The organism is Paenibacillus sp. NPDC058898 (assembly GCF_049316025.1).
GTDB lineage: Bacteria > Bacillota > Bacilli > Paenibacillales > Paenibacillaceae > Paenibacillus_AQ.
Genome location: NZ_JBMOSM010000004.1, coordinates 203,987 through 222,830 on the forward strand (window position 1 = coordinate 203,987; position 18,844 = coordinate 222,830).

The following is an 18,844-nucleotide window of genomic DNA, read 5'->3' on the forward strand; positions in this document are numbered from 1 at the left end:
CCCTCAACTGGTATAATAAGTTGATTCAAACATCTGGTGGTTGTTGGGGGTTAGGCATGACAGACGTACAAGCAAGACAACAAAAAATTCGTAATTTCTGTATCATTGCACATATAGACCATGGGAAATCGACGCTTGCTGACCGTATATTGGAATTTACGGGTGCATTAACTTCGCGTGAAATGCAAGAGCAGGTACTGGATCAGATGGATCTGGAGAGAGAGCGCGGGATTACCATCAAGCTGCAGGCGGTTCGCCTGAATTACAAAGCCGATGACGGCGAGGAGTATATATTGAACCTGATTGATACTCCAGGGCACGTCGACTTTACGTATGAGGTATCTCGAAGCCTGGCTGCTTGTGAAGGCGCGCTGCTCGTCGTTGATGCTGCACAGGGAATTGAAGCGCAGACGTTGGCCAACGTATATTTGGCACTGGATAACAATCTTGAAATTCTGCCTGTCATTAACAAAATTGACCTGCCAAGCGCCGATCCCGAGCGGGTGAAGCAGGAAGTTGAGGATGTCATCGGACTGGATGCCAGCGATGCCGTATTAGCTTCCGCCAAGGCGGGCATCGGAATCAAGGAAATTCTGGAGCAGGTGGTTCAGAAAGTCCCTGCGCCAACAGGCGATTCGGAAGCACCCCTGAAAGCGTTGATTTTCGACTCCCATTATGATCCTTACAAAGGTGTCATCGTATATGTGCGCGTTCTTGACGGAAGTATCAAAGCCGGTTCCAAGATCAAGATGATGGCTACCGGCAAAACCTTCGAGGTTATTGAGGTGGGGGCGTTTAAGCCGCGCATGTCCATCGTGGACGAGCTTAATGTTGGCGATGTCGGTTTCATCGTGGCTGGCATGAAGAGTGTTGGCGATACGCAGGTCGGTGATACGGTAACGGATGCCAAGCGTCCGACGGCCGAGCCGCTTCCGGGTTACCGCAAAATCAACCCGATGGTATTCTGTGGTCTGTATCCAATCGAGACGTCAGACTACAATGATCTGCGCGAAGCGCTCGAGAAGCTGCAGTTGAATGATGCATCGCTCAGTTTTGAGCCAGAGACATCCAGCGCGCTCGGATTCGGTTTCCGTTGCGGATTCCTAGGCCTGCTGCACATGGATGTCATCCAGGAGCGGATTGAACGCGAGTTTAATATACCGCTGATTACAACGGCGCCGAGCGTTATTTACCGCATTACGTTGACAAACGGGGAGCAGATCCAGATCGATAACCCGTCTCATTATCCTGAGGTCGGCAAGGTCGATTATGTTGAAGAGCCTTATGTTAAAGCAGGTATTATCGTTCCGAACGATTATGTTGGAGCGATCATGGAACTCTGTCAAAATAAACGCGGCGAATTCGTGAATATGGAATACCTGGACACAACGCGCGTCACCATTACCTATGAAATTCCGTTGTCGGAAATCGTGTATGATTTCTTCGACCAGTTGAAATCGAGCACCAAAGGATATGCTTCATTTGATTACGAGCTATCCGGGTACCGTCGATCCAACCTGGTCAAAATGGATATTTTGCTTAATGCCGAGCAAGTTGATGCCTTGTCCTTTATCGTGCACAAGGACCGTGCCTATCACCGCGGACGGTTGATTTGCGAGAAGCTGCGCGAGCTGATTCCTCGTCAAATGTTCGAAGTGCCGATTCAAGCTTCCGTTGGTACCAAGGTTGTGGCCCGTGAAACGGTTAAAGCGATGCGTAAAAACGTTCTTGCCAAGTGTTACGGCGGTGACATCTCCCGTAAACGGAAACTCCTTGAGAAGCAGAAGGAAGGTAAGAAACGGATGAAACAAGTCGGCAGCGTTGAAGTGCCGCAGGAAGCTTTCATGGCGGTATTGAAAATTGACGACAAGTAATTTTGCATAGGAATGGCAGGCCCACGAGTTAATGGGCTGGACTGGTCCTACGTGTATAGCCTTAGTAAATGATGGGAAAGCCGATTCTCGGCTTTCCTTTCTTTCATTCCAAGAGGCATAGCGTTATAGTAGAGAAGGAACTTTCGAGAAGTTACTTTAAGTAAGTCATGCCAGAGGTTTACATGAGGGGGCAAGAAAAGAATGACGGCAAACGATCAACGGACGGAAGCAGTGTACATTCACATTCCGTTTTGTACCAATAAATGTTTTTACTGCGACTTCAATTCCTATGTGTTGAAGGATCAGCCGGTGATGGATTATCTGCGCGCGCTGGATAAGGAGATGGAGCTAACCGTTCAGGCCAACTCGCCGGGACGAATCAAAAGCATTTTTGTAGGCGGCGGGACCCCTACGGTGCTGAAGCCAAATGAAATGGAATACTTCTTGCAAAGCGTGAAGCGCCATTTTCCGGAATGGTCGGATGACATTGAATTTTCGATGGAAGCGAATCCCGGCACCACGGATTTGGAGAAACTGTCCGTGATGCGCGAAGGCGGCGTGAACCGGATCAGCTTCGGGGTGCAGGCGTTCCAGAACAGCTTGTTGACCGGCATCGGCCGGATTCACGATACGGATGATGTGTATCGAAGTCTCGAGAACGCCAGAACCGCAGGCTTTGATAACATGTCCATAGATTTGATGTTCGGACTTCCGAACCAAACGTTGAACATGCTTACGGAAAGCGTGGATAAGGCGCTAGAGCTTGGACTTCCGCATTATTCAATCTACAGCTTAAAGGTTGAAGAAAATACGCTGTTCCATACGATGTACCAGCGAAACCAGCTGCCGCTTCCGGATGAGGAGGATGAGCTGAATATGTATCTTCTATTAATGGAGCGGATGCAGGCTGCCGGATATAAACAGTATGAGATCAGTAATTTTGCCAAACCCGGCTTTGAGAGCCGGCATAACATGACGTATTGGCGCAACGAGGATTATTATGGCTTGGGCGCGGGAGCGCACGGATACGTCGGTCGTCAGCGACATGTGAACATCAAAGGCGTCAACCCATATAATGAAGCAGCGAATCAAGGACTTCCGCGATTGGAGAGCTTTGAGGTATCAAGGGAAGAAGCGATGGAGGATTTCCTCATGGTCGGGCTCCGCGTGCTGGATGGCGTTTCGCGCAGCCGGTTCCGGCAGCAATTCGGAACTTCCATGGAAGAAGTATTCGCCGGGCCGCTGAATAAAATGGTGAGTGCGGGACTTCTTGATTCTACGGAGGACGGATATAAACTGAGCAGTAAAGGCATTCTGTTCGGCAACGATGTGTTCGCTGAATTTATAGGCAGTTTGACGGCAAATTAATCTATTGAACTTATATGCGCTCTGTTGTATATTTATTCATAACATGACGGAGCGTGTAAAGGGGAGACGGACAACCATGTCGGCGGTATGCAGAAAGGCGAAGTTAGAAGATGTCGAGCCGCTGTATCAGATGATTCAGGGATATGCGGAACAGGGGATTATGCTGCCCCGGTCCAAAAAAGTGTTGGAGAAACAAATCGGGGAATTCGTTGTGGCCGAATCCGAAGGGAACGTGATCGGCTGCGGTTCCTTGTGTCAGCTGGGAAATGATTTGGTGGAGATTCGTTCACTCGGCATCTCTGATGGTTATAAAGGGCAAGGGATCGGCTCCATGCTCGTGGATTCTCTTCTAGAGGAAGCGAAACGCCGTGAGCTTCCGAAAGTGATGGCTTTGACGTATGAAGTATCCTTTTTCATCAAAAACGGTTTTGCCGTCGTGGAGAAGGAGATTTTTCCCGAGAAGGTGTGGACCGACTGCGTTCACTGCAAGAAGCAGCATGCTTGTGACGAAATAGCTGTTCTTAAAGTACTGAACTGACTTGACAATCCTCAGGTCGGTTTGGTATTTTTGTTATATCGGTTAGCACTCGATGACGATGAGTGCTAACGAAAGAGAAAATAAGCAGTCAGCAAGGAGGGGAGCGACATGTTAACAGATCGTCAACGCATGATTTTGAATGCCATTGTGGATGACTATATCCGTTCTGCCGAACCGGTTGGTTCAAGAAGCATTTCCAAACGCGGGGATGTCGGATACAGTCCGGCAACCATTCGAAACGAGATGGCTGATCTGGAGGAACTCGGATTTCTGGAGCAGCCTCATACATCAGCTGGACGAATTCCGTCACATAAAGGATATCGTTATTATGTTGATCATCTCACGTCGTCGTTTTCCTTGAACCCTGCGGAACTGCATATGATGAAATCCTTTTTTGCAGAAAAGCTGAACGTGATGGAGCAGATGATACAGCATACAGCGAGCATTCTGTCTCAGATGACTAATTACACTTCCATCCTGCTGGGACCGGAAGTTTTTCATACGTCTTTGCGTCATTTCCAGCTTCTTCCTCTCCATGAGGATCAAGCGGTAGCCATCATCGTCACCAGCACAGGGCAAGTCGAGAACAAAATTGTTTCGATTCCGCAGGGTGTGTCTGTTTCGGATCTGGAGCAAGTGGTAAATCTTCTGAACAAGAAGCTGGTCAATGTGCCTCTATATAAACTCAAGACCCGTTTGTATACGGAGATTGGCGAGGAAATGCAGCGGCATATTTCACATTATGAAGATCTCATGAGTATGCTGGATATCGCCCTTAACAATGAACCGGACCATCGCGGCATATATCTCAGCGGCACGACCCACATGCTGAATCAGCCGGAGTTCAAGGATGTTGATAAGGTAAGGGAAATCTTCGAGCTTCTGGAGCAGACACCCGCACTGTTGAAGCTCATGGCCCCCGCTCCCGGTGAGCATGGTGTCCAAGTGAAGATCGGTACGGAGAATACGCACGAGGCGATTTCCAATTGCAGTTTGATCACAGCGACTTATTCAATAGACGGAAAAGCGCTCGGTTCGATTGGTATTCTCGGTCCTACAAGAATGGAATATGCACGGGTGATCGGCATCTTGAATGTGTTATCCCATGACCTGACGAAGCTGCTGTCACACTGGTACAAGTAAAGGAGTGAGACAGATGAGCCAAGGACAACATAGCCAAGTGGACGGAGATGAACGTTATTCTACGCTATTGAACAACAGTAATGCCGTCCGGGCCGTCACGTCCGCTGTTGAAGGCACGCTTGGTCCCAAGGGGCTCGACGTGATGCTGGTGGGTCCACGTGGCGAAGTGGTCATTACCAATGATGGGGTGACGATTCTGGATAAAATGGATGTCACCCACCCGGCAGCGCGCCTTCTCATTCAGGTGGCAAGAGCGCAGCAGGAGAAAATCGGCGACGGAACCACAACGGCTACCGTGCTTGCAGGCGCACTCGTGCAGGAAGGGGTCTCCCGCATAACCCGCGGGGTCCCTGCTTCCAAGGTGGTGGAGGGGCTGCGTCAGGGGATCGAGAAGTCGATGCAGCTCTTAACAAAGCGGGTTCGGCTGATTGACGGATTGGATGATCCGCTTCTGGAACGGACGGTGTACGTAGCTGGGCGTGAACGGAAGGACATCGTGGAGTTGATTATGCAAGCCGCGCGGAAAGCCGGAATCACCCGTCTTCAGGATCCTTCCTACTCGCTCGCAGACAGTATAATTGCTCTGGAGAATGCCGAGAATGAAGTGTTCGAGGGGGTTCTGCTCCGGCAGCGGCCGATCTTCGCCCGGGAGTCCAAGTCGTATGACGATGCAAAAGTGTTGGTGCTCTTTGATTCCCTGGAACCAGATGAGATCGATGAAGAGGCGCTCACAACCGAAGCCGGATTTGCCCAATATATGGACCTCCGAAAAGTGTTCGCTTCCGATTTAGAGAGATTGTCCGAACTGTCCGTAAAACTCATCCTGCTTGAAAAAGGCATCCATCCGGATGCAGAGCAGTTTTGCCTGGATCACGGCATGATGGTTGTGCCGCGCGTGTCACGTGCGGATCTTCGCCGGGTAAGCGACATGACGGGAGCTACTCCCATACGCCGGAAGGCGTTACATAAAGACTCGAAGGAGCTTGCAGCCCTTCTGGGTGATACCCCGCGTGTCGCTTACGATGAAGGCATTGAGAAAATCCGGCTGGCCTGCGGCAGCCAGGACCGGGAACGTATTGTGACGGTTATTGTTGCGGCAAGCACTTCGGAAGTCGTAGGCGAGGCGGCCAGAATTGCGGGAGATGCGGCCTCGGCACTGCAGGCTGCCGTTTCCGGCGGGGTACTTCCAGGCGGCGGGACAAGCGAACTCGCGGTGTCCTACGAATTGGAACGGATCCGGGAGGCTCAGAAAGGCATGGAAGCCTTCGGTATGGAAGCCGTTTCGGCCGCGCTGCGCAAGCCGATGTCGCAGATACTTCTCAATGCCGGTTACAATCCGCTCGAGAAGATGGAAGAAGTGCGTGCTGCGCAAATCCGTGCAGACTCTGATTGCATGGGCATTGATTGCGACAGCGGCCGGGTTGTTGATTACGAGGAGCTGGGCGTGCTGGATCCGGCTCCGGTTAAACTTCATGGCCTGCGAGCAGCCGGCGAAGTTGCTGCAGCCGTGCTGCGGATTCATCACGTCATCAAGATGAAAGAAATAGGCGAGTAACCCTTACGGGATAAAATGAATCACAGACAGTCTGTTTTAGAATATGAAGGAGGTGAAGGCGTCTTGAATAATGAGCATAAGGATGCCGTTCAAGATACAGTTACAGAAGAAATGATGGAAGAAACTTTGGAGAACACGCCAAACTCGGGTGAGAGTGGGTCTACGGAGGAAGCCGTAAATCCCGAACAGGAGATTCCTGTAACGGATTCGGCGGATGATGCAGGTTCAGCTGAGCTTGAGAAACTTCAGGCCGAGGTGCTGGAGCACCAGCAGCGTACCCTGCGAGTACAAGCGGATTTCGATAACTTCCGTCGTCGTACACAGAAGGAGAAAGAAGATCTGGGCAAATACGCTTCTTCCAAACTGATTACAGAGCTTCTGCCTGTCATCGATAACTTTGAGCGTGCGCTTCAGGCATCCGAGGAAAACCCGGAGTTTGAATCCTTCTCCAAGGGCGTTAACATGATCTTCCGCCAGTTGGAATCTGTTCTCGCTACCGAAGGTTTAACAGCGATGAAGAGCGTAGGCGAGCCGTTTAATCCGGAGTATCACCAAGCGATCATGCAGGTGGAGAGCGATGAATACGAGGAAGGCATCGTGGTTGAGGAAGTGCAGAAGGGGTATATGCTAAAAGACAAAGTATTGAGACCTGCGATGGTTAAAGTGAGCATGTAAGCGACTTTCGATAGTCGTTTATCATATAAAAATTGATGAAGATCATGCGAGGATTCGTGTGAATGAATAAGGAGGAAAATTTTACATGAGCAAAGTTATTGGTATCGACTTAGGAACAACCAACTCCTGCGTAGCCGTAATGGAGGGTGGGGAAGCAGTAGTTATCCCGAATCCGGAGGGCGCCCGTACGACCCCATCCGTTGTCGGATTTAAGAAAGACGGCGAGCGTGTCGTTGGGGATACAGCAAAACGTCAAGCGATCACAAACCCGGATCGTACCATTATCTCCATCAAGCGTCATATGGGTACGAATCATAAAGAATCCATCGACGGCAAAGATTATACGCCGCAAGAAATCTCCGCCATCATTCTGCAAAAGCTGAAATCCGATGCGGAAGCTTACCTGGGCCAACCTGTAACCCAGGCGGTTATTACGGTTCCTGCATACTTTAATGACAGCCAGCGTCAAGCGACCAAGGATGCCGGTAAAATCGCGGGTCTTGAGGTTCTGCGTATCGTAAACGAGCCGACAGCAGCAGCTTTGGCATACGGTATGGAGAAATCCGAAGACCAGACCATTCTGGTATATGACCTGGGCGGCGGTACATTCGACGTTTCCATTCTGGAACTCGGCGATGGCTTCTTCGAAGTAAAAGCAACCAGCGGTGACAACAAACTCGGCGGTGACGATTTTGACCAGGTCATCATTGACTATATGGTAGCCGAATTCAAAAAAGAGCAAGGCATTGATTTGAGCAAAGACAAAGCAGCGGTTCAACGTCTGAAAGATGCTGCGGAAAAAGCGAAAAAGGAATTGTCCGGCGTACTGACTACCACGATTTCTTTGCCGTTCATCACCGTTGCTGACGGCGTGCCTCAGCATCTTGAGCTCAACTTGACTCGTGCTAAATTCGAAGAATTGTCTGCTTCTCTTGTAGAGCGTACGCTTGGACCGACTCGTCAAGCGCTTAGCGATGCAGGTTTGACAGCTAACGATATTCATAAAATCGTTCTTGTCGGTGGTTCCACTCGTATTCCTGCCGTACAGGAAGCGATTAAGAAATTGACAGGTAAAGAGCCTCATAAAGGCGTAAATCCTGACGAAGTGGTTGCGCTTGGTGCAGCTGTTCAAGCCGGCGTATTGACAGGTGACGTTAAAGACGTCGTATTGCTCGACGTAACTCCGTTGTCCCTCGGTATCGAGACAGCAGGCGGCGTATTCACCAAAATGATCGACCGTAACACCACGATTCCAACAAGCAAATCCCAAGTATTCTCCACGTATGCCGATAACCAGCCGAGCGTTGAAATTCACGTGCTGCAAGGTGAGCGCGAAATGGCTGCCGGCAACAAAACGCTGGGACGCTTCATGCTTGGAGATATTCCTCCAGCACCACGTGGCGTACCGCAAATCGAAGTTACCTTCGATATCGATGCGAACGGGATCGTAAACGTTTCGGCGACAGATAAAGGTACAGGCAAGAGCCAGAAGATCACAATCACGTCCTCCAGCGGCTTGAGCGACGCTGAAGTTGAACAAATGATGAAGGACGCCGAACTTCATGCCGAAGAAGACCGTAAACGCAAAGAGCTGGTAGAGGCTCGCAACAATGCGGACCAACTCGTATACACAACCGAGAAAACACTCAAGGATCTGGGCGACAAAGTTGATGCTTCCGAAGTGGAAAAAGCGAATGAAGCAAAAGACAAAGTGAAGAAGGCCCTTGAATCCGATAACCTCGAAGAGATTAACGCTTCGGTAGAGGAGCTGACTCAAATCGTACAGCAGCTGTCCGTGAAGCTGTATGAGCAAGCAGCACAAGAGCAGCAGGGTGCTGAAGGTGCCGACTCCGGTGCGGCTAATAAAGACAATGTCGTAGATGCAGATTACGAGGTTGTTGACGAAGATAAAAACAAAGGTTAATCTGAATAGATTGTATGGGAAGGTCAAAGCTGCGCATCTTCGCACTTTGGCTTTCCTTATGTAAAAGAGTAATAAAGAGATTGGGGTGAAACCGTGGCTGATAAGCGTGATTATTATGAGGTGCTCGGTGTCGGCAAGGATGCATCGGAAGATGAGATCAAGAAGGCGTACCGTAAAATGGCTCGCCAATATCATCCGGACGTGAACAAAGCGGCTGACGCGGAAGCCAAATTCAAGGAAGTGAAAGAGGCTTACGACGTATTGAGCGATGGTCAGAAACGTTCGACTTATGACCAGTACGGACATATCGATCCGAACCAAGGCATGGGCGGAGGCGGTTTCTCCGGTGATTTCGGCGGTTTTGGAGATATATTTGATATGTTCTTTGGCGGTAATGGACGCCGTGATCCGAATGCGCCTCAGCGGGGGAACGATCTGCAATACACGATGACAGTTGAATTTAAGGAAGCGGTATTCGGTAAGGAAACGGATATTACCATTCCGAGAACGGAGACATGTGATACCTGTCACGGTTCCGGGGCGAAGCCGGGCACGCAGCCGCACACATGTTCGGTATGTAACGGCAGCGGGCAGCAAGAAGTCGTGCAGAATACGCCGTTTGGACGGATGGTAAACCGTCGCGCTTGTTCGAACTGTAACGGAACAGGGAAGATCATCAAAGACCGCTGCTCGACCTGTAACGGCAACGGGAAAGTGAAGAAGCAGCGCAAGATTCATGTTCGCGTGCCTGCGGGTGTGGACGACGGAGCTCAACTTCGTATGACAGGTGAAGGCGAAGGCGGCTTCCGCGGCGGCCCGGCCGGTGACTTGTATATCGTCATCCGCGTGAAGCCGCATGACTTCTTCGAACGCGAAGGGGACGACATTTATTGCGAAGTGCCGCTTACCTTTGCTCAGGCTGCGCTTGGCGACGAGATTGAAATCCCGACGTTGACGGAGAGAGTGAAGCTGAAGATCCCGGCCGGCACGCAGACGGGTACCTTCTTCCGCCTGAAAGGCAAAGGAGTGCCTCGACTCCGCGGCATGGGACAGGGTGACCAGCACGTCAAGGTTGTGGTCGTTACGCCAAGCAAGCTGAGTGATGAACAGAAAGAGCTGCTTCGACAGTTTGCTTCACTTGATGGCGAACAGACCCATGAACAGGAACAGTCTTTTTTTGACCGTGTAAAAAAAGCATTCCGCGGTGACTAATACAAACTTATGGGGCTAAACACCCCTCATAGCATAAAGAACAGCAGCAGGCTAAAGGTGATCAACCTTTGGCTTGCTGTTTTTTTGTTTCTGGGAGCCGTTGGAGTGTCTGCCAGCTTAAACAGGCCCGTTTCTCAAGAATAAAACACTTAATGATGAAGCAACCTAGGGAAGCTCCATCTTTGGAAGATGCAATCTTGAATAGGAAATGCAGGTGAAATGAAGTGGCAGAGAAAAATATTTTGGCGTATTTCAAAAGTCCGGAAGATGCCCAGCATGCAGCCCGTAAATTGCAGTCGCTGCGCGTTGCCGATATGTCCATCGACCGGTTTAGCGCGGATCCCGGCGGGGAGCTTAACAATCCGATGAATCCGTTGACAGGCAATATTGCAAGCTTAACAACGCTGACCTTAAATGCGGATATTTCGGGGCCGGGGGCCGGAATCCTGGGGGCTGCGGATCCATCAGCCAGCGGGATGAGTAGCGGCGGACAGGACGGAACCGAGGGCCGGGATATTTTGCTGACGGTGGTATTGGACGAAGGCGTATTCCCGCAAGCTATGCGGTTAATCGAAGAATCCGGCGGCATGATTTGAGGTTATAGGCACAGCTTTGATCGTTTATACGGAAAGGAGAATAACACCCATGATGAGACGTGTAAAAAAAGGGAAAATCTCGAGCAAAACCGAAAAGATGATTGCGCTTCAATCCGCTAAGGCGGAGGATGTCGAGTTTTCGGCTATGGAAGCCGACCACGATGATGTGGAGGCGCTGCGCAGAAGCGATGCAGCGGATGAACGCCAATTGAAGAAAATCCTCGATGAAACCAGTAAAAATGTAGATTGATCATTATGATTATCAAGTGATGAAGGAGTCCTCTTACCTTTCTTGTTACGGAGGTGGTAAGCAGGGCTTTTTTTGAAGACATAAGAAAGTATAAACTTTGGAGGCTTATCGTTCTTATTTCGCAACAAAAATTTCTGCCATATGTGGTCAGTCATCTGGAGAGAGTACGTTGATAACGTTTTTCGTATTCGATCGACTTGTAAGAAAAGTCATCATGGTATTTTAGTACAAACTTTGTATCCGGGGTCCTCTATATAGTACAATAATATTTATGTATGAATGAGGAGGAACAGTAGCACATGTTATGGCATGAATTAACGATACATACCACGGAGGAAGCCGTGGAGATGATTACGAATTTCCTGCATGAAGCGGGAGCCGGAGGCGTTTCGATTGAAGAATCCGGTACGACGAACAAGAAGCGGGACACATCCCTTGGACAGTGGTTTGATGAGATCGTTCCTTTTAATGATATTCCTGAAGGTCAAGCCGTTATTAAAGGTTATTTTGATGAGACGGTCACCTTAGAAGCGATCCGTGATGAGATAGCGCCACGCGTGAATGAACTGAAGGAATTTGGGATTGATACAGGCGAAGTCAGGTATGAGATGAAGACGGTTGATGAGAATGAATGGGCAACGGCCTGGAAGCAGTATTTCAAACCGATCCGCGTGTCTGAGCGGTTAACGATCAAGCCGACATGGGAAGAGTACACGCCAGAATCCGATCAAGAATCGATTATTGAGCTGGACCCGGGCATGGCATTCGGCACAGGAACGCATCCGACAACTTCTTTATGCTTGCGCACACTGGAGATGGTGATCAAGGGCGGAGAGGAAGTCATAGATGTTGGGACAGGCTCGGGTATTCTTTCCATCGGCGCAGCGCATCTGGGAGCTTCACGGATACTGGCTCTCGATCTGGATCCGGTTGCCGTATCCAGTGCAATAGAGAATACCCGTCTTAACGGCTTGGAAGATCGGATTACGGTGAAGGAAAGCGATCTGCTCTCGGTACTCACCCATTCGTCCGATCAATCGGATCTGGGCGTGACGCTACCGGTACAAGTTGTAGTGGCCAACATTTTGGCTGAGGTCATCCTGTTGTTTGTCGACGATGTATACCAGGCTCTCAAGCCGGGAGGCGCTTATATCGCCTCGGGCATTTACAAGAACAAAGAAGAGATCGTGGAGAAGGCGCTGATTGCCTCCGGTTTCGAAATTGCCGACATCTGCCGCGAGGATGATTGGGTTGCCTTCGTGGCGAGGAAGAACTGATTATGGATTTTTTGGATCGACTGTTATTCTATCCGCTGGAACAACTTCCATTTTATTTGATTGCTTTAATCATTGCCTTTACCGTGCATGAGTTCTCGCATGCCTATTTTGCGAATAAATTCGGAGACCCAACGGCCAAGCTGCTGGGAAGGGTCACGCTGAATCCGGCGGTGCATTTTGATTTTCTGGGGATTATTCTCTTGCTGATAGCGGGTTTCGGCTGGGCACGTCCGGTACCGATCAATCGCGAGAACTTTAGCAACCCCCGCCGAATGAGTATCATTGTGGCGGCGGTTGGTCCGCTGAGTAATCTTATGTTAGGTATACTTGGAACGCTGATCTATGCGGGACTCTATCAGTTCGGTGTGATCGAGCCGATTGGCGTCACCAAAACAGATCAAGCGATACATTTGTTTTTCAATACCTTCATACTTCTCAATTTCTTTCTGTTCCTCTTTAATCTGATTCCGTTACCACCGCTTGACGGCTACCGGATTCTAGAGAATGTGCTTCCTCCGCGCGTCAGTGCGAGGATTCAGAAGTTCGAGCAGTGGTCGATACTTATTTTTCTGTTGATCATATTGCTGCCAACCTTTCAGAGATATACGATTAAGCCATTATATGATGCAGCACATGCATTATCCATCGACTTTTTGAATCTGTTCATTAAGATGTTCGGGGGATAATGGCGCGGATTTCTCTGGTCAGTTTGCACGAAAAGTTGTATGATGGGATTTGGCGATTTTGGAGTTAGGTGAGGATAAAGATGCAGCGATATTTTGTCACTCCCGCACAATTCGAGGGAGACCGTGTTGAGATTACGGGCGATGACGCCCGTCATATTACCAAGGTCATGCGAGGCAGACTTGGTGATAAATTGATTGTAAGCGACGGGGAATCCCGCGAAGCCATGGTGGAGATTGAGAGCATCGAAGCGGCCAGTGTCATCGCCGTTGTGATTGAACCCATGGAGATGACGCAGGAACCGCGTCTGCAAGTGAGCATCGCTCAGAGTTTGCCGAAAGGCGATAAGATGGAGACCGTCATCCAAAAGTGCACCGAGATTGGCGCGGTGTCCTTTGTGCCCTTCCTATCGGACAGAACGATTGTTCAGTACGATGCCAAGAAGGAAGGAAAACGGCTGGAACGCTGGCGCAAGATTGCGAAGGAGGCAGCTGAACAGGCGCATCGTAACCGGATACCGTCTGTTGAACAGCCTCTGTCGTGGAAAAATCTGCTTGCAGCATTTTCCGGCTACGATGCCGTATATTTTTGTTATGAAAAAGAGCATGGCTCCCAGCTGAGGGACGTGCTGAAGCCTTTTGTAGAGCAGGCGCTGCCGAATTCGGCCGAGAAGGCCAGCTTGCTGCTGGTCGTAGGACCCGAGGGCGGCTTTACGGAAGAGGAATGCCGAGCGGCCGAAGATGCAGGAGCCGTATCCGTTGGGCTTGGAAAGAGGATCCTTCGCTGCGAGACTGCCGGCATGACGGCGCTTGCCTGCACACTATATGAATCTGGAGAAATGGGGGGCGTTTGAACATGCCATCCGTAGCGTTTTATACGTTGGGTTGCAAAGTCAATTTTTACGATACCGAGGCCATCTGGCAATACTTCAAAAATGAAGGCTACGACCAGGTGGACTTCGAACAAACCGCAGATGTTTATTTGATTAACACCTGTCACGTTACCAATACAGGGGACAAGAAGAGCCGTCAGATGATCAGACGTGCGGTTCGCCGCAATCCCGAGGCCATCGTGGCTGTAACGGGCTGTTACGCTCAAACCTCGCCTGCAGAAATTCTGGATATCCCGGGTGTGGATCTTGTGATCGGGAACCAGGATCGCGATAAAATCATGGATTTCATCCATGATATTGAAAAGACGCGCCAGCCGATTAATGCAGTTCGCAATATTATGAAGACCCGGGTATTTGAGGAAATGGATGTTCCGGATTTTGCGGAACGTACTCGCGCATTTCTAAAAATCCAGGACGGATGCAACAACTTCTGTACGTTCTGCATTATCCCTTGGTCCCGCGGTTTGTCACGCAGCCGTGATCCGAAGAGCATCATCAAGCAGGCGCATCAGCTGGTTGGAGCGGGTTATAAGGAAATCGTGCTGACCGGTATTCACACAGGCGGATACGGAGATGATCTTGAAGATTACAGATTGTCAGATTTGCTGTGGGATCTTGACCGGGTAGACGGTTTGGAACGGATCCGCATCAGCTCCATCGAAGCAAGCCAGATCGATGAGAAGATGCTGGATGTGTTGAATCGCTCCAGTAAAATGTGCCGCCATCTTCATATACCGCTGCAAGCGGGGGATGATACGGTACTGAAACGGATGCGCCGTAAATATACAACCGAAGAGTTCTATAACAAGATGGGCTTGATTCGTCAAGCCATGCCCGATGTGGGCATTACGACGGACGTTATCGTTGGCTTCCCTGGCGAAACCGATGAGATGTTCCGTAACGGCTATGACCTGATGAAGGCAATTCAGTTCTCCGAGATGCATGTATTCCCGTATTCGAAGCGTACCGGTACGCCGGCAGCGCGGATGGAGGATCAGGTGGACGAGGAAGTGAAGAATGCACGTGTGCATGATTTGATTGACTTGTCGGAGCAGCTGCAGCTTTCTTATGCTGAACGTTTTGTAGGTCAGATTCTGGAAGTGATACCGGAGCGTGAGTACAAGGGTGCTCCTAATGGCGGAAAGATGCAGGGTTATAGCGATAATTATCTGCAGCTTGTTTTCAACGGATCGCCTGATCTCGAAGGCAAACTGTGCCGCGTAAAAGTAACCAAAGCCGGTGTAAATGAATGCGAGGGCGAACTCCTCAGCGTCATAGATCATGGACTAAAGGCAGCTGCCCAGTAATTCCAATAGCGGCCATACCAGACAAGGATTTCATTTCCTGGCTACCGGAAGTGGAATCCTTGTTGTACATGAAGGAGGAATAGGACATGACATATACACAGATTTCCGCAGGCGGCGTGGTATACCGTCATCATGAAGGGGCGCTTCAGATCCAGCTTATTTTGGACCGTTATGGAAAAACCTCGCTTCCCAAGGGCAAGATGGAAGCCGGTGAAACCATCGAGCAGACTGCACTTCGAGAAATTTGCGAGGAGACAGGTATAGTCGGATCCATCACCTCTCCAGTGGACATTATTGCATATAAATACCATCATCCCGAATTCGGCCAGGTGGACAAGGAAGTCCATTACTATCTGGTTAAAGCAGAAAAAGGTAGCTTAAAACCCCAAATCGAGGAAATCAACGGCGTGGACTGGTTTGAGCCTTTGGCCGCATGGAGGAAGCAGCGCAGCAACGGATATAACAACAATGATATCATCCTGCGCAAAGCGCTAATGCTGCTTGAGGTTAGCATTCCTGCGGATGAAGATATGAAACTTTAGGTCTGTGCCCGCTTGTTCCAGAAGGGCAGATAGCATAGTGGAAGCGCAATAAGCGAGCATACGATATTAAATAAGGTTTGCGCATGGGCGATTTGTCCAGCAGGATCCGCCGCTAACCATCCGGATACGGTGGTTAAGCCTGATATGAACGGAGTAAAGAGCAGAACACCGCCGATATTCAGCCCCATATGGGACCAGGCCACGAATCGCCCTGCTCGGGTACTGCCAATCGCTGCTATAAGTGCTGTTGCGCAGGTGCCGACATTGGAGCCCAGAACGATGGCAACGCCGATCTCCGGAGGCAGCGCACCGCTGGCTGCAAGCCCCATAGCCATAGCGATGACAGCTGCGCTGCTGTGCATCAGAGCAGTCAATATCGTTCCGGCTGCTATACCCCAGAGGACGCTCCGCGAAGCGTGATCCAGGAACCACTGGAATAAACCGAGGCTTTGCAGAGTCGGACCAATAGACTGCATGAATTGTATAGCAAGCAGCACCAGTGAGAATCCGGCGACAGCGAGGCATAAAAACTGACTGCGGATCAAATTGTTTTTTACCTTGTCGTAGCTCGGAGGCACGCGCTCGCTGACGATTACGGCCCCGACCCATAGCATGAGCGAGAGGACAAGCAGAGGCATGGCGGCTTGTCCAATCTGCAGGCTGATGAGCTCAGTGGTTACCGTTGTGCCGATGTTCGTGCCGAGAATAATGCCCAAAGTACCGGCGAGGCTTAACAATCCGGCATTGGCGAAACCTATTGCCAGCACAGTAACGGCGGTACTGCTTTGCAGCAGGGCCGTGACCGCTGTACTGGCGATCATGCCTTTCAGGGGCGTGGATGTCGCTTTATGGAGCCACTTATGCAACAGCGGACCGGCCCAGCGTTGGAGCGCAACCTCCATGACCTTCATGCCGAACAGGAACAGGACAAGACCATAACAGATGGGAAACCAGAGTGAGGATAGCATGATGTTCTCCTTTTAGAGGTTGTTCAAAAAGCTCTCTTTTGATAAGAAAACCAATCGAGGCCAATCAAGGATGAGCGACCGCGATTCAAAGGTAGGTTTTCTATATCTAACACGAAGTGAATCAGGAACTCACTCAGCATCGAATCGATAGACTTTTATCTTAATTACGTATATGACCCTTGGTGGACATGCATGCCTATTGAAATGGCCAGGGGGATAACTTAAGGAGTGAAATACAGTGCCATCGGTAATTTTGGAGCGCAGTCGAAAAAAGAGACTGGAGCAGGGGCATCCCTGGGTTTATAAAAGCGAGATTGCCTCTGTCGAGGGTGAACCCAAGCCGGGTGATATCGTATCGGTATTAAACCATCAAGGCCGTTTTCTCGCTTCCGGTTATTACAACCCGCAATCTCAAATCACCGTACGCACCGTTTCGTATGAGCCGGTTGAGACGATGGACAAGGCCTTTTTCGCCGCCAGGTTTCAGGAATGCCTGAAACACAGGGAACGGTTTATCGGAGATGAGAACGCCTACCGACTGGTATATGGCGAGGCGGATTTTCTGCCAGGGCTGATTGTGGACCGGTTTGATGACGTACTGGTCATCCAACTGCTGACGCTGGGCATGGATCGCTGCCGTGAGGATATCGTGAACGCGCTTGTCGAGGTGGTCCAGCCAAAAGGAATCTATGAACGAAGCGATGTATCCATCCGGGAATTGGAAGGTCTGGAACAGCGCACGGGTATTCTCTACGGGGAGTGTCCTCGCCACGTGACGGTGACGGAGAACGGCTTGAAGATCAAAGTGGATATTGAAGAAGGTCAGAAGACGGGATATTTCTTTGATCAGCGCGAGAACCGGGCATCCATAAAACCGTTAATGAAGGGTTGGGGAGACCGCAGCGGGATCACGCTTCAGACTGTGGAACGGGACGGTGAGATGAAGTCCTTGCCGGTGAACAAAAGCGGAAAAAAAGTCACGTTTCCCTATTGGGACGGTGCTACGGTGCTGGAATGCTTTTCGCATACGGGCAGTTTCACGCTGCACGCATGCCTTTATGGGGCCAAGAAAGTAACCTGTCTTGACATATCGGAGCATGCTATCGAAAGCGCCAAAGAGAATGTGGAATTGAACGGATTCCAGGATCGCGTGGAGTTTGTAGTGGACGATGCCTTCCAATATTTGCGCAACCAGGTAAAAGGCTTGGAAGAACGTGAGCAGCGTGCGCAAGGGGATCAGAAAGTGGATACCTCCAAACCGCTGACCGCGGGAGGTGGACGTTCCTGGGATGTGGTCATTCTGGACCCGCCGGCGTTTGCCAAAACCAGGTCTGCTGTCAAGGGAGCTTGCCGGGGATATAAGGACATCAACCTTCATGGAATGAAACTGGTGAATGAAGGCGGTTATTTGGTTACGGCAAGCTGCTCGTACCATATGCGGCCGGATTTGTTCCTGGAGACGATTCAGGATGCTGCAAAAGATGCCGGCAAAATTCTAAGACTCGTGGAATGGCGTGCGGCTGGCAAGGATCACCCGCAAATTCTCGGGGTCGATGAGGGGCATTATTTGAAATTTGCCGTGTTTGAAGTGCGCAGCAAATCAAAGCTGTAAACTGCCACAGCTTTAGCTGTTGAGACGAAGGATTTTGCCATGGTGGGTAAACCACGATGGCAGGATCCTTTTTTGTATGTCCGCAATATTTTGGAATGGGAATGAAATCCAAACGTATGTTCCATCAAACGATACTTATGCTATACTAGTAATCAACATCTTTTTTGATAGACAACGAACCAAAACGTGGATTTCATATGAATTTTGATACATTTGACGAATAGTGCGTGTTCAAAAAGGTCGATTTTCAGCACCGAGAAGGTTGGATGAAGCTAGGGACGTCAGGAGCGGAGCGTACGATTTGGGTACGTGAGCACCGGAAGGCCCGGCTGAATTCAAGATTCGATGCCGAGCTGCTTCCTGATTCGCTTCGTGATCAAAAGCGGACTTTTTGAACAACCTCTAATAGATTCAAGGGCATGATTTC

At 50.1% G+C, this 18,844-nt stretch carries 18 protein-coding genes; 17 read left to right on the forward strand and 1 reads right to left on the reverse strand.

Annotated elements, in window-relative coordinates; all coding sequences use genetic code 11:
• Nucleotides 1-56: 56 nt before the first annotated feature.
• From lepA to ACOZB4_RS12955, 15 genes are all read left to right on the forward strand, one after another.
• On the forward strand, nt 57-1,874 hold the full coding sequence (gene lepA / locus ACOZB4_RS12885) for a translation elongation factor 4 (protein WP_076320566.1): 1,818 nt from the start codon (nt 57-59) through the stop codon (nt 1,872-1,874).
• A 201-nt stretch (nt 1,875-2,075) separates the two neighbouring features.
• The gene (gene hemW, locus ACOZB4_RS12890; RefSeq protein ID WP_379415740.1) at nt 2,076-3,242 is read left to right on the forward strand and encodes a radical SAM family heme chaperone HemW; all 1,167 of its coding nucleotides are present in this window, start codon (nt 2,076-2,078) and stop codon (nt 3,240-3,242) included.
• A gap of 76 nt (nt 3,243-3,318) precedes the next feature.
• On the forward strand, nt 3,319-3,780 hold the full coding sequence (locus ACOZB4_RS12895) for an N-acetyltransferase (RefSeq protein WP_076320568.1): 462 nt from the start codon (nt 3,319-3,321) through the stop codon (nt 3,778-3,780).
• Between the two features lie 108 nt (nt 3,781-3,888).
• On the forward strand, nt 3,889-4,923 hold the full coding sequence (gene hrcA / locus ACOZB4_RS12900; RefSeq protein WP_076320569.1) for a heat-inducible transcriptional repressor HrcA: 1,035 nt from the start codon (nt 3,889-3,891) through the stop codon (nt 4,921-4,923).
• Nucleotides 4,924-4,936: 13 nt separating this feature from the next.
• Nucleotides 4,937-6,478, forward strand: coding sequence for a TCP-1/cpn60 chaperonin family protein (locus tag ACOZB4_RS12905; protein ID WP_379415736.1), 1,542 nt, complete (start codon nt 4,937-4,939; stop codon nt 6,476-6,478).
• 63 nt (nt 6,479-6,541) lie between these two features.
• Complete coding sequence (grpE, locus tag ACOZB4_RS12910; protein ID WP_379415734.1) at nt 6,542-7,153, forward strand: nucleotide exchange factor GrpE; 612 nt, start codon at nt 6,542-6,544, stop codon at nt 7,151-7,153.
• 85 nt (nt 7,154-7,238) lie between these two features.
• Nucleotides 7,239-9,077 (forward strand): molecular chaperone DnaK, encoded by a 1,839-nt coding sequence (gene dnaK / locus ACOZB4_RS12915; RefSeq protein ID WP_076320572.1) that lies wholly within the window; start codon nt 7,239-7,241, stop codon nt 9,075-9,077.
• Nucleotides 9,078-9,170: 93 nt separating this feature from the next.
• Nucleotides 9,171-10,289 carry a molecular chaperone DnaJ gene (gene dnaJ, locus ACOZB4_RS12920; RefSeq protein WP_076320573.1) on the forward strand — a complete coding sequence of 373 codons (1,119 nt, stop codon included), beginning with the start codon at nt 9,171-9,173 and terminating at the stop codon, nt 10,287-10,289.
• 224 nt (nt 10,290-10,513) lie between these two features.
• Entirely contained in the window at nt 10,514-10,885 is a 372-nt protein-coding gene (locus tag ACOZB4_RS12925) for a hypothetical protein (protein WP_339292825.1), read from the forward strand.
• 49 nt (nt 10,886-10,934) lie between these two features.
• Complete coding sequence (locus ACOZB4_RS12930; RefSeq protein ID WP_379415728.1) at nt 10,935-11,135, forward strand: YfhD family protein; 201 nt, start codon at nt 10,935-10,937, stop codon at nt 11,133-11,135.
• A 299-nt stretch (nt 11,136-11,434) separates the two neighbouring features.
• On the forward strand, nt 11,435-12,412 hold the full coding sequence (gene prmA, locus ACOZB4_RS12935; RefSeq protein WP_076320575.1) for a 50S ribosomal protein L11 methyltransferase: 978 nt from the start codon (nt 11,435-11,437) through the stop codon (nt 12,410-12,412).
• Between the two features lie 2 nt (nt 12,413-12,414).
• The gene (locus ACOZB4_RS12940) at nt 12,415-13,098 is read left to right on the forward strand and encodes a site-2 protease family protein (RefSeq protein ID WP_076320576.1); all 684 of its coding nucleotides are present in this window, start codon (nt 12,415-12,417) and stop codon (nt 13,096-13,098) included.
• An 80-nt stretch (nt 13,099-13,178) separates the two neighbouring features.
• Nucleotides 13,179-13,949 (forward strand): RsmE family RNA methyltransferase, encoded by a 771-nt coding sequence (locus ACOZB4_RS12945; protein ID WP_379415725.1) that lies wholly within the window; start codon nt 13,179-13,181, stop codon nt 13,947-13,949.
• A gap of 2 nt (nt 13,950-13,951) precedes the next feature.
• On the forward strand, nt 13,952-15,295 hold the full coding sequence (mtaB, locus tag ACOZB4_RS12950) for a tRNA (N(6)-L-threonylcarbamoyladenosine(37)-C(2))-methylthiotransferase MtaB (protein ID WP_076320578.1): 1,344 nt from the start codon (nt 13,952-13,954) through the stop codon (nt 15,293-15,295).
• An 86-nt stretch (nt 15,296-15,381) separates the two neighbouring features.
• Entirely contained in the window at nt 15,382-15,837 is a 456-nt protein-coding gene (locus ACOZB4_RS12955) for an NUDIX hydrolase (RefSeq protein WP_339292828.1), read from the forward strand.
• Here the strand turns inward: ACOZB4_RS12955 and ACOZB4_RS12960 are convergent.
• Complete coding sequence (locus ACOZB4_RS12960; protein WP_379406577.1) at nt 15,834-16,805, reverse strand: Na/Pi cotransporter family protein; 972 nt, start codon at nt 16,803-16,805, stop codon at nt 15,834-15,836. The two genes, ACOZB4_RS12955 and ACOZB4_RS12960, sit on opposite strands and share 4 nt — an antisense overlap.
• A 238-nt stretch (nt 16,806-17,043) precedes the next feature.
• Between ACOZB4_RS12960 and ACOZB4_RS12965 the strand changes: the two genes are divergently transcribed.
• Both ACOZB4_RS12965 and ACOZB4_RS12970 read left to right on the forward strand, forming a co-directional pair.
• The gene (locus tag ACOZB4_RS12965) at nt 17,044-18,417 is read left to right on the forward strand and encodes a class I SAM-dependent rRNA methyltransferase (protein ID WP_379406576.1); all 1,374 of its coding nucleotides are present in this window, start codon (nt 17,044-17,046) and stop codon (nt 18,415-18,417) included.
• 266 nt (nt 18,418-18,683) lie between these two features.
• A complete protein-coding gene (locus ACOZB4_RS12970; RefSeq protein WP_272914357.1) occupies nt 18,684-18,812 on the forward strand; it encodes a hypothetical protein in 129 nt (42 codons plus the stop codon).
• The last annotated feature ends 32 nt before the right edge of the window (nt 18,813-18,844 follow it).